General features: G+C 69.3%; 11 protein-coding genes. 8 read left to right on the forward strand and 3 right to left on the reverse strand.

The annotated features are described in order from the left end of the window. The 5 genes from VFF46_RS28070 to VFF46_RS28090 all read left to right on the forward strand — a co-directional run. Positions 1-335, forward strand: a 335-nt coding sequence (locus tag VFF46_RS28070; RefSeq protein WP_325040225.1) for a hypothetical protein, incomplete at its 5' end; no start/stop codon positions are given. Positions 336-353: 18 nt separating this feature from the next. Further along, positions 354-1,091, forward strand: a complete 738-nt coding sequence (locus VFF46_RS28075) for an MBL fold metallo-hydrolase (protein ID WP_325040226.1) — start codon at positions 354-356, stop codon at positions 1,089-1,091. Between the two features lie 43 nt (positions 1,092-1,134). Continuing rightward, the gene (locus VFF46_RS28080) at positions 1,135-1,704 is read left to right on the forward strand and encodes a GNAT family N-acetyltransferase (RefSeq protein WP_325040227.1); all 570 of its coding nucleotides are present in this window, start codon (positions 1,135-1,137) and stop codon (positions 1,702-1,704) included. 55 nt (positions 1,705-1,759) lie between these two features. Beyond that, positions 1,760-2,212 carry an NUDIX hydrolase gene (locus VFF46_RS28085; protein WP_325040228.1) on the forward strand — a complete coding sequence of 151 codons (453 nt, stop codon included), beginning with the start codon at positions 1,760-1,762 and terminating at the stop codon, positions 2,210-2,212. 41 nt (positions 2,213-2,253) lie between these two features. After that, positions 2,254-4,086: a LamG-like jellyroll fold domain-containing protein gene (locus tag VFF46_RS28090; RefSeq protein WP_325040229.1), complete on the forward strand. Its 1,833-nt coding sequence runs from the start codon at positions 2,254-2,256 to the stop codon at positions 4,084-4,086. 108 nt (positions 4,087-4,194) lie between these two features. Here the strand turns inward: VFF46_RS28090 and VFF46_RS28095 are convergent, their stop codons facing one another. Continuing rightward, positions 4,195-4,857, reverse strand: a complete 663-nt coding sequence (locus tag VFF46_RS28095; protein WP_325040230.1) for a phosphotransferase — start codon at positions 4,855-4,857, stop codon at positions 4,195-4,197. Next, positions 4,854-6,326 carry a tRNA (N6-isopentenyl adenosine(37)-C2)-methylthiotransferase MiaB gene (gene miaB, locus VFF46_RS28100; RefSeq protein WP_325040231.1) on the reverse strand — a complete coding sequence of 491 codons (1,473 nt, stop codon included), beginning with the start codon at positions 6,324-6,326 and terminating at the stop codon, positions 4,854-4,856. The genes VFF46_RS28095 and miaB overlap by 4 nt, the downstream gene beginning before the upstream one ends. 101 nt (positions 6,327-6,427) lie before the next feature. On the opposite strand from miaB, the gene VFF46_RS28105 reads away from it, so the two are divergent. Continuing rightward, positions 6,428-7,957, forward strand: coding sequence for an amidohydrolase family protein (locus VFF46_RS28105; RefSeq protein ID WP_325040232.1), 1,530 nt, complete (start codon positions 6,428-6,430; stop codon positions 7,955-7,957). Positions 7,958-8,028: 71 nt separating this feature from the next. Here VFF46_RS28105 and VFF46_RS28110 read toward each other — a convergent pair whose 3' ends face one another. Further along, complete coding sequence (locus tag VFF46_RS28110) at positions 8,029-10,278, reverse strand: hypothetical protein (protein ID WP_325040233.1); 2,250 nt, start codon at positions 10,276-10,278, stop codon at positions 8,029-8,031. Positions 10,279-10,447: 169 nt separating this feature from the next. On the opposite strand from VFF46_RS28110, the gene VFF46_RS28115 reads away from it, so the two are divergent. After that, entirely contained in the window at positions 10,448-11,221 is a 774-nt protein-coding gene (locus VFF46_RS28115) for an amino acid ABC transporter ATP-binding protein (RefSeq protein WP_325040234.1), read from the forward strand. 61 nt (positions 11,222-11,282) lie between these two features. After that, on the forward strand, positions 11,283-11,741 hold a 459-nt coding region (locus VFF46_RS28120; protein ID WP_325040235.1), incomplete at its 3' end, for a transporter substrate-binding domain-containing protein.

Here is an 11,741-nt window from a genome sequence, read left to right on the forward strand (position 1 = left end):
TCCTGCTGTTGTTCGACGACTACTCCGGCCTGTACCTGCAGGCCCGGGTGAAGTGGGACGCGACGCTCTTCCACGAGGCGTACTCCGTTGTCTCGGGCAACGTTCCGATGCAGGCGCTGTCGCTCGCGCTGACCGCCCGCAAGCCGCTCCCCCGACAGCTCGGCATCGAGCACGGCTCCGGCGTACTGAGCGACCTGCGCCGCCGCGGCCTGCTCGACCACGCCGACGAGCTCACGCCCGCGGGCAGCCTCGAGCTGATCCAGCACTGGTTCGAGTCCAGCCAGACCCTGCGCTTCGTCGACCCGACCGAGCCGCCGGAGAAGTACCGCCGCTGACCGCCTACGATCGCGGCCATGAGCGACCTCCGGCTGACCGTCCTCGGATCCGCGACGCCGTACCCGTCCGCCGACAACCCGTGCTCCGGCTACCTGGTGACCGCCGGCGACACGCGCATCTGGATGGACGCCGGCACCGGCACCCTCGGCCCGCTGCAACGCCACACCCGGCTGGACGAGCTCGACGCGATCTGGATCTCGCACCTGCACGCCGACCACAGCGCCGACCTGCTGACGGCGTACTACGGCGCGCTGTACGCCGACCTGACCCTGCCCGCACCGATCCCGCTGTACGGCCCACCGGGTATCGCGGACCGTCTCGCCGGCTTCCTCACCAACGGGCCGACCCGAAGCCCGATCGAGTCCGCGTTCGCGATCACCGAACTCTCCGACGGGCATTCGGCAACTGTTGGGACTGTGCGGTTGACATCGCGCGCTGTTGAGCACGGCATGCCCGCCTTCGCGGTCCGCGTCGAGAGCGGCGGTTCCCTTGTGTATTCCGGCGACACGGCTCCGTGCGCAGCCCTGACCGAGCTGGCGGACGGCTGCGACGCACTCCTCTGCGAGGCGGACGGGCCGGACCCCACCCATCACACTCCCGAGCAGGCCGGCTTGACCGCCGCGGGTGCGGGCCGCTTGATCGTCACGCATGTCGGGCCGGGGATCACGCCGGCTGAGGCTGTCGCGCGGGCGGCGACGCGGTACGACGGGCTGGTCGAATACGCCGCGCCTGGGTCGACGTACACAATCCTTTAAATTGCGGACGCCGATCGTCCGGATGCCGTCGTACGCTGCGTTCATGGTCGAGGGACTGACTGTCCGGGCGCTGTCGCCCGACACGTGGGACGCGTTCGCCGCCCTCGCGGAGCGGCACAACGGGGTGTGGGGCGGGTGCTGGTGCACGTGGTTCCAGACGACGCACCACGAGAAGACCTTCGACGCGTCGAGCAACCGCGAGGTCAAGCACCACCTTGTCCTCTCGGGTCGTGCTCATGCGGCGCTGGTGTTCGACGGGGAGCGGGCGGTTGGGTGGCTCGAATACGGGACACCTGCTGAGCTGCCGAACATCTACCACCGCAAGGAATACGAGGCCGCTCTGGAACGCCTGCCTGACTATCGGTTGACGTGCTTCTTCACCGACCGCAACTACCGCCGCCAGGGCGTCTCCGCCGTCGCCCTCTCCGGCGCCCTCGACCTGATCACCGCATCAGGCGGCGGCCTGCTCGAGGCCTACCCCCTAGACACCGCCGGCAAGAAAATCACCGCCTCCTTCCTCTACAACGGCACCCGCACCCTCTTCGAACAAGCAGGCTTCACCTACCAACGCCCCAAAGGCAAAAACCACTGCGTCATGACCAAAACGATCTAGCCCGGCAGACGAGGCACAGCTGCCAGCACCGGTCGGGGTGTTTAGGGTTTGGGGTATGGATCGGTTTCGGGTGGTGCCGGCGGCTTATGTGGTGGTGCGGCGGGGGGATGAGGTGTTGTTGTTGCTGCGGGCCAATACCGGATACATGGACGGGTACTGGGCGGTTCCGGCCGGGCATGTCGAGCAGGGTGAGTCGGCGGTGGCGGCGGCGGTGCGGGAGTTGCGGGAGGAAGTGGGAGTGGAGGTCGATCCGGCTGATCTGGTGCCGGTCACAGCGATGCATCGGACCCAGGGGAACGGAGATCCGATCGACGAGCGGGTGGACTTCTTCTTCACGACCGAGAAGTGGACCGGTGAGCCGAGCATCAAGGAGCCGGACAAGGCGGCCGGGCTCGGGTGGTACTCGCTGGACGACCTCCCCGAGCCGCTCGTGCCGCACGAGGCACGGGTGCTCGGGTCGTTGCGGGCCGGAGCGCTTCCCGCGGTGATCGTCCAAGGTTTCGCCTGAGTTCACCGTCGGGCCGTTCGCCACGCTCTACTGTTCCGACGTTGTCAACGGACTGGGAGCGTGGGGCGATGGACGAGCAGTACGGCGGTACGAGCCGGCGCGGGTTGCTGGGCGCGATCGGGGCCGGGGCGGTGCTCGCCTCGGGCACCCTCAGCGCCGGAAACGCCGCGGCCACGGGGCAGGCAGGGCACGGCATCGACACCGAGCACCCGCAGTTCACGCTCGCGGTCGTTCCGGACACGCAGTACCAGTTCGACCAGGATCGGGGTGACGCCGCGCCGCTCACCGCGACGTTCAAGTACCTGATCGACCAGCGCGCCGAGCAGAACATCGTGTTCATGGCGCACCTCGGCGACGTCGTCGAGAACGCGCAGGCCGGCGAGTTCGCGAAGGCGGACCCGGTCTTCCGGATCCTCGAACGCGCCCGCTTCCCGTACTCCGTGCTGGCCGGCAACCACGACATCGACGGGTCGAAGGACGACACCCGCGGTCCGTCGGCGTACCTGGACACGTTCGGCCCGCGACGGTTCCGCTGGATGCCGACGTACGGCGGATCGACCGCGAACGGGTACAACCAGTACCACGTGTTCCGCGCCGCCGGTCGCCAGTGGTTGCTGCTGGCAATGGACTGGCGCCCGTCGGACGCGAGCTTCGCATGGGCCCGCGCGGTGATCAAGGCACACCCGAAGCTGCCGGTGATCCTCACCATCCACGAGCTGGTGAACGCCGACCACGGCAACCCGGTGGCGTACTTCAGCGACCACGGCACCCGGGTCTGGGACCAGCTCGTCGACGACAGCGACCAAATCTTCCTCACCCTCAACGGGCACTACTGGCCGCCCGGCCGGGTCACCCGGAAGAATGCCGCGGGCAACGACGTACACCTGCACCTCACGAACTACCAGGACCGGTACTACGGCGGCTCCGGCATGGTCCGGCTGTACCACTTCGACATGGCCCGGAACACCATCGACGTCGAGACGATCTCGCCGTGGATCATGGCCCAGGACCCGGCCCGGCGGAACGAGCTGGCCGAGGCCGAGATTGAGCTCAGCGACGACACCAACCGGTTCGGGATCCCGATCGACTTCGCCCGGCGGTTCGCCGGGTTCGCTCCGGAGCCGGTCCGCCCGGCGCGTCCGGCCAAGCAGCTCGTGATCCCGGGTACGGCGGCGTACTGGCGCTTCGACGGCCCGGTCGCGGACAAGGTGGCCGACCAGTCCGGGCAGGGGAACGACCTGATCCGGGTGCAGCTCAGCAACGACCTGCCGACCGCGTCCGCGGAGTACCACCCGGACCAGCCGGGGCACGCGAGCTGGGCCTTCCCCGGCGGGAAGAATCCGGCGCGCGGCGGGTACCTGAAGACGGTGGACGGGGCGCCGCTCAATGCGGCGACGTTCCGCAACGGGTACACGATCGAGGCGTTCGTGAAGCTCGCCGACGACGGGCAGGACCACTCGTGGGAGGGCCTGTTCACCCGGCTCGGCACCGGGCGCGACGCGGGCAAGACGGGCAGCGACCCGGACGAGCCGGCCGCCAAGCTCGGGTTCTCCGGCGGACTGCAGGTGCAGTGGGCGGTGTATCCGGCGGACAAGAACGACACGTTCACCAACTGGGGTCACGAGCAGCGCGCCGGCGAGTGGTTCCACCTGGCGATCGTGAACGACGGGCGGCACAGCGTCGTGTACGTCGACTCCTCGGAGCTGCTGCGCAACCCGGCGACCCCGTCGAACGGTCTCGCGACGGCCGGCAAGCCGTGGCTCGTTGCCGCCGGCCACTATGCCGACACCGTCGACCAGGGCTTCGCCGGCAACATCGGGGAACTGCGAGTCGTCACCCGCCCGCTCAAGCCCGGGGAGTTTCTGAACGCGTGAGTCGTACCGAAGAACGGGTAGTGGCCCCGGTGGGACGCCGCGGCGCGGCCGAGCTGAGCGGCAGACGGGCGCCGCGAGCCGAGCACTACCCGTTCCTCGGTACGCCGGTCAGAGGTGGGAACGGATGAGCGCTTCCTGAGCCGGCAGCAGGGCGAGCTCGGCGGGTGTGAGCGTGGGGTTGTTGGCGCGGTCCCGGAGCGCGGCCGGTAGGCCAGGGGCCGGGTCGACGGAGTTGGCCAGGTAGACGGCCAGGGCTTCGCGGAGCAGGCTTGACAGCTCGGCCCACTCCGGGTCCAGCGCCACCTGGGCGAAGATGATCGCGGTCTTCGCGACGTCGAGCTCGGCGGGGCCTTCCTTCGCGTCCCGCCAGTCGATCACGATCGGGCCGTCCGGCGCCGCGATCACGTTCATCGGATGCAGGTCGCCGTGGACGACGGTCAGCCCGGGCGTACCGCTCGGCGCCGGGATCGCGTGCAGCCGGCGGTGCAGGTCGGCGTGCAGCTCGCCGAGCTCGGCCGGGCTGAGCCGGCCGCCGATCGCGGACTCGGCGAGCGTCGGCCCGGTGATCCGCTGCATCACGATGTCCGCGCCGCTGATCTCACCGACGGCCGGCACCGGATAGCCGTACTTCGCGACGTGCCGCATGTAGTCGGCCTCGTCGCGCACCGGATGCCCGTCGCGGTACCGGCGCAGCACCCAGTCGTCGTCGATCGCGTACACGTCCGCGTCCCGCCCGGCCGCGAACGGCCTGGCGTCGGGCGGCAGGATCATCCGGCCTGGCAGCCGCCGGCTGCCGGTTCGAACGGCTTGGCGCCGACGGACGGCATCCCGAGCATCACGCCGGGCGCGGCGGCCGGGGCGTCCTGCGCGCGCTCCCACGCGTCGCCGGCCCGGGTACGGCGTACCGCACCGAAGACGTCCGCGTTCAGGTGGTGCGGTGCCGCGTAGGTGACCTCGACCGTGACCACGTCGCCCGGTCGCGGCCGCTCGACGCCGTCCGGCAGCGCGAAGTGGACGAGGCGGTTGTCGCGCGCGCGACCGCTGAGCCGGTGGGTGCTGGCGTCCTTGCGCCCCTCCCCCTCCGCGACGAGCACCTCGACGGTCCGCCCGACGATCGCCTTGTTCTCGTCCCAGGCCAGCTCGTCCTGCAGCGCGACGAGCCGCTCGTACCGCTCCTGCACGACCTCGCGCGGGACCTGGTCCGCCATCGACTCGGCCGGCGTCCCGGGACGCTTCGAGTACTGGAACGTGAACGCGCCCGCGAACCGCGCCTGCCGGACCACGTCGAGCGTGCCCTGGAAGTCCTCCTCGGTCTCCCCCGGGAACCCGACGATGATGTCGGTGGTGATCGCCGCGTCCGGCATCGCCGTACGGACGTCCTCGATGATCTTCAGGTACCGGTCGCGGCGGTACGAGCGGCGCATCGCCTTCAGCACGGCGTCCGAGCCGGACTGCAGCGGCATGTGCAGCGAGGGCATCACGTTCGGCGTCTCGGCCATCGCCTCGATCACGTCCGCGGTGAAGTCCCGCGGGTGTGGCGAGGTGAAGCGGACCCGCTCCAGGCCGTCGATCGCGCCGCACGCGCGGAGCAGCTTCCCGAACGCGAACCGGTCGCCGAACTCCACGCCGTACGAGTTCACGTTCTGCCCGAGCAGCGTGACCTCGAGCACGCCCTCGGCCACCAGTGCCTCGACCTCGGCCAGGACCTCGCCCGGACGGCGGTCCTTCTCGCGGCCGCGCAGCGACGGCACGATGCAGAACGTGCAGGTGTTGTTGCAGCCGACGCTCACCGACACCCAGGCGCTGTACGGCGACTCGCGCCGGGTCGGCAGCGTCGACGGGAACACCTCGAGCGACTCGAGGATCTCGACCTGCGACTCCTCGGCGACCCGCGCCCGCTCCAGCAGCACCGGCAGCGAGCCGATGTTGTGCGTGCCGAAGACCACGTCCACCCACGGGGCCTTGCGCACGATGGACGCCTTGTCCTTCTGCGCCAGGCACCCACCCACGGCGATCTGCATCCCCGGCTTCTTGGCCTTCACCGGCGCCAGGTGCCCGAGGTTGCCGTACAGCTTGTTGTCGGCGTTCTCACGGACCGCACAGGTGTTGAAGACGACCACATCGGCGTCGTCCCCCTCGGGCGCGCGGACATAGCCCGCATCCTCCAGCAGCCCGCGCAGCCGCTCGGAGTCGTGGACATTCATCTGGCACCCGTAGGTGCGGACCTCATAAGTACGCATGACAGCCACCAAGAGTACGTGCCGCGGTAGACATTTCCCTACCTGGGCCAGCTGCCTGACACCCCTGACCGGCGCACCCCGCACATACAATAGTGAGGGGCATGAACAGTTCTCGTCGTCAGTTTCTCGCCCGTACCGCGGCCGGTGCCGCGATCGTCGCCGGTGGCACCTTCGGCACGACCTCCGCGGCCTCAGCGGCCCGGGCGCAATCCGCGAAGCTCACCGCGCTTACCGGTGTCACGGTCATCGACGTCAGTACCGGGCGCCGGGAGACCTCTCAGACGGTATTTATCAGTGGTGACCGGATCGTCGGGGTCGGGCGGTTTCCGGCGCCGCCGGGGGCGGTGGAGGTGAAGCTGCCCGGGAAGTACGTCATCCCGGGGCTCGCCGACATGCACGTGCACAGCCTCGGCGACGAGCGCGTCTCGCCGCCGCTGTACCTGGCGAACGGGCTGACCACGGTCCGGGAGATGTCCGGTACGAACCCTGAGCTGTACGGCTGGCGCGACCGGATCGAGGCCGGCACGCTCCTCGGCCCGCGGATGGTCGTCGCCAGCAACATCATCGACGGCGACCCGACGCTGTGGGACCCGAACCTGATCAAGGTGATCGTGGTCGACGGCGCCAACGACGCGCGGGCCGCCGTACGCCGGGTCAAGGGCGAGGGCGCCGACTTCGTCAAGGTGTACTCGCGGCTCAGCCGGGAGTCCTGGCTGGCGGTCATCGACGAGGCTCGCAGGGTCGGCCTGACCGTGCATGGCCACGGACCCGACAAGGTCACCTCGAAGGAGGTCAGCGACCGCGGCCAGCGCAGCATCGAGCACATCCACTCGCTCGGCCTGGCGGTGTCCAGCCGGGAGGCCGAGGTACGGCGGATGGTGCTCGCGATCAAAGTCGCGAACGGCGACTACAACGCGTGGTTCCGGCAAATGCACCCGATCGAATGGATCGCCGCGAACACGTACAGCCCCGCCCGCGCCGCCGACGTCTTCGCCACGCTCCGCCGCAACCGCACCCGGGTGACGCCGACCCTGACCATGCACAACGTCCTCGACCAGATCGACTACACCAGCCTCGACCCGGCGCTGGCGAAGTACCTGAGCGAGGACTCGATCGCGACGTACGACTATGTGATCCAGACCATGTACACCGCGCACCGCACCCCGGAGGAGATCTCCCACCAGCGGCAGATGTGGGCGTGGCGGCAGCGGTTCGTCCGGGAACTGTTCGCGCACGACGTACCGATCATGGCCGGCACGGACACCGGTACGCCGTACTCCGTCCCCGGGTTCGCGCTGCACGACGAACTCGAGCACCTGGTCGGCGCCGGGGCCACCCCGCGACAGGCGCTGTACGCCGCGACCGTCGAGCCAGCCAGGTTCCTCGGGCGGACCGCGGACCTCGGCTCGGTCCAGGCCGGGAAGATCGCGGACCTCGTCGTACTGGATGCGGACCCGCTGGCCGACATCCGGAACAGCCGCCGGATCAACACCGTGGTGACCCGCGGCCGGGTCATCTCGCCGGCGCAACGCGAGCGGATGCTCGCCGACGTCGAGGCGGCCGTGAAGGAACCCGCCACCGCTGCCACCCTCGCGGCCGGCGGCTGCTGCGGAGCGCACCGTCCGGCCTGATGGCCCGCTTCGGGACGCGTCGACGGCCCACGCCGAGGTCGGCGTGGGCCGTCGGCAGTGCGTCAAGTGCGTCAGGCGGGTGGGGTGATGCTCCAGATGCCGCGGCCGTGGGTGGCCGCGTAGATGTTGCCGTCGGGTCCGGACTCGATGTCCATCACCGTCGTCGTCGGCAGGCCGGTGCCCAGCACCTGCCAGTTCGTCGCGCCCGGCGCCCGGTAGAAGGTCGCGAGGTCGGACCCGACCACGAGCGCGCCGTTGGCCAGTTGCTTGACCGCGCTGGTCGGGATGTCCGGCAGGTTGGCCGAGATGTCCGACCAGGTCGTGCCGCCGTCCCTGGTCTCGTAGACGTGGCCGACGCCCGCGCCGGGTCCTTCGGTGAACCGCCGCGAGAAGCCGTTGACGGCGACGTACGCGTGCTGTCCGTTGCCCGGGTCGATGCCGACGCCGGCCAGGTAGCGGTTCGGGAAGTCCGACGGCAGTGTCACCTGGTGCCAGGTGCCGCCGGCGTTGGTGGCCAGACCGCGGGCGAACCCGGCGTTGTTGCAGGGCCCGCACCAGCTGACCCATCCGGTGCCGCCACGCATCGCGACCGCCGTCGCGGAGTGCCCCGCACCGAGGTCGAACGCCTTCGTCCACTCGGAGGGGCTGCGCATCCCCCAGCCCTTGGCCGACGTGTAGACGTACTGACCACCGGCGATGAACCCGTTCGGGTTCGACGAGTCGATCGCGATCGGAGCGATGAACCGTGCATCCGGGTCGCCGGGGTCGAGACTCCAGGAGGTGGCGTCCGCCGCGCTCAGCGCGCCTTTGTTCACCGCGCAGTTGTTGGTGATCTTGACCGCAAGAGCGACGTACTCCTGCAACTGGTTGCACCCGTTCGCCGGGTCCGCCGTACCGTCGCCGCCGTCACCGCCGAAGTTCGAAACCCATCTCGGTGTCGGTGTTGCTGCCGTCCGGCCTGACGCCGAACAGGTTCGAGACACCGTTGTCCTGCAGACCGCCGGACACCACCACGCCACCGTTCTTGGTGTCCTTGCCGACCGGCTGTAGATGCCACCGTCGTTGCCGATGAGCACCACCGGCTTACCACCCGACGTCCCCACGGCGACCGAGTGCTGGTCGGAGTGCGGCGCCATCGGGCAGCTGTTCTTGGCGTCGTCGAGGTTCCAGCAGGAGAAGCCGAAGTTCCAGTACGGCGCGACGGCCGACCAGTGCGACCCGGCATCGGACGTCTCGAACACTTCTTCCAGACCGGCCCACACGTGGTCGGCATTGGCCGGGTCAACGGTCAGGAACTGGTTGTACCAGGCCTGCACGCCGACGGCGTACCCCTTGCGGTCCAGCGCGGAGCCGCTGTTGTGCAGGATCTGCGGATCGGCGATCTTGTTCCACGGGCCGGACGGACTGCCGGTCTTGGAGACGAAGATGCCCGCCAGGCTGGTGCTGCCGTTGATCTTGCTCGGCTGCTGGACCAGGGCGTAGAGCCGGTCGCCGTTCTTGCTGAACGCGAACGTCGTGTACCCGACGTCCGTACTGTTCTTGATGCCGCCGAGCACCACGTTGAGCCGCTTCCAGCTCGACGGACCAGCCGTGTAGTCGTTGGTCTCGTAGAACCCGTTGTACGTGTCGCCCGAACGCCAGCCGATCGCGGCGATCACGTGCTTGGGGTTCTTCGGGTAGAACGCGACCTTCCAGGCACCCGCGGTGGTCGACGCGTCGTGGTACCAGATGCCGCGGTTCGTCGCGGCGAACACCTGGCCACCGCCCCACCGCAGCCGGCCGACCGTCGTCGACTCCAGTTCCTTGCCACCGACCCGGTCGGACGGTGCGTAGGTGCCGCTCACCGGGTTCGCCAGCCGGTAGACGCCCGATCCGACGTACGACGTACCGCCGGTGTTCGCCTCGCCCGTCGCGTACCAGAGCGAGCCGTCGCCGGCGAGCTGGAGGTCGCCACGGCTCAGGGAGGGCAGCGAGTCGCTGAGCGGGGTCCAGTTGCCACCACCGGTGCTGGAGCGCCACACCCCTCCGTTCGCGCCGGCGGCGTACACGTGGTTGGCGTTGTCGGCGGCCAGGCCGGTGATCCGGCCCGTCACGTGTCCGGCGCCTCCGCTGGAGTTGGAGAACCAGTCGCGGTAGCGGGCGTCGTCCGCGTTGTACGGCACCTTGGTGACGTCGTGCCAGGTGCCGGCGGTGTGCGGCAACGCGGAGAGCTGGCCGAACGCGGCCGAGTACGCCCCTGGCGCCACGATCCCGCCCGGCGCGGTGCGCGCCTGCTGGAACTCGTCGGCGATGGTGGAGGGCCGGGGTGAACATACGACCACCCCGACGGTGCGGAAGTGATCGGCGCCCTACCGCGGGTGACAAGGGAAAACCTGCGATTTCCGCGGTCGGTGACGGATCGGGCACGGAGCGTGGCTTTATTGCAGATCGTTACCTCCGTGGTACCACCCACCTCTGCGACCCGGCCCCCGGCTCCGCTAGGTTCTGGCCATGAGCGATTCGGGCACCCTGCAGGACAAGCGGAAAGCGACAGGCCTGGTTGCGCTGACCGGCGTCAACAAGCACTACGGCGATCTGCACGTCCTGAAGGACATCAACCTGTCCATCGACGAGGGCGAGGTCGTCGTCGTGATCGGCCCGTCCGGGTCCGGCAAGTCGACGCTGTGCCGCACGATCAACCGCCTGGAGCCGATCGACTCCGGCAGCATCACCCTGGACGGCCAGGCCCTGCCCAGCGAAGGCCGCGCCCTGGCCAAGCTCCGGGCCGACGTCGGCATGGTGTTCCAGTCGTTCAACCTGTTCGCCCACAAAACCATCCTGCAAAACGTCACCCTCGGCCCGACCAAGGTCCGCAAGACCGACCAGAAGCAGGCCGAGAAGCGGGCGCTGGAACTGCTGGAACGGGTCGGCGTGGCGAGCCAGGCCGACAAGTTCCCGGCCCAGCTGTCCGGCGGTCAGCAGCAGCGCGTGGCGATCGCCCGCGCCCTGGCCATGGACCCGAAGGTGATCCTCTTCGACGAGCCCACCTCGGCGCTCGACCCGGAGATGATCCAGGAGGTCCTCGAGGTGATGGTCGACCTCGCCAAGCAGGGCATGACGATGGTCGTGGTGACCCACGAGATGGGCTTCGCCCGGACCGCGGCGAACCGGGTGGTGTTCATGGCCGACGGCGAGATCGTGGAGGAATCCGATCCGGAGACCTTCTTCACCAGTCCGACGTCGAAGCGCGCCCAGGACTTCCTGGGCAAGATCCTCAAGCACTGACCCGCTCAGTCGCACCGCCCGCAGCTGTGCCCAGTAACGAAACGAAGGGGAAATCCAGATCATGAGAATGCGCACCCTCGTCGCCACGGTCGGCGTCGCAGCCCTCGCGCTGACCGCGGCCGCCTGTGGCAAGAACGAGCCGAGCGCCTCCGGCGGTGGCGGCGGCAACACGTCCGACTCCTGTGGCAACCTGCACAAGTTCACCACCGCGACCGGCGTCGCCGTGGCCGGCAGCCCGACCTTCACCAAGGCGAAGGCCCGCGGCAACGTCATCGTCGGCGTCAAGGCCGACCAGCCGAACCTCGGCTACAAGGACGCCAGCGGCAAGCGCTGCGGGTTCGACATCGAGGTCGCCCGGATGGTGTCGGCCGGTCTCGGGCTCGACCCCGACAAGATCGAGTACAAGGAGATCCCGTCCGCGAACCGCGAGACCGCGATCGCCGGCGGTGAGATCGACTACTACGTCGGCACCTACTCGATCACCGACAAGCGCAAGAAGCAGGTCTCGTTCGCCGGCCCG

Source organism: Kribbella sp., from assembly GCF_035655035.1.
Taxonomy (GTDB): Bacteria; Actinomycetota; Actinomycetes; order Propionibacteriales; family Kribbellaceae; genus Kribbella.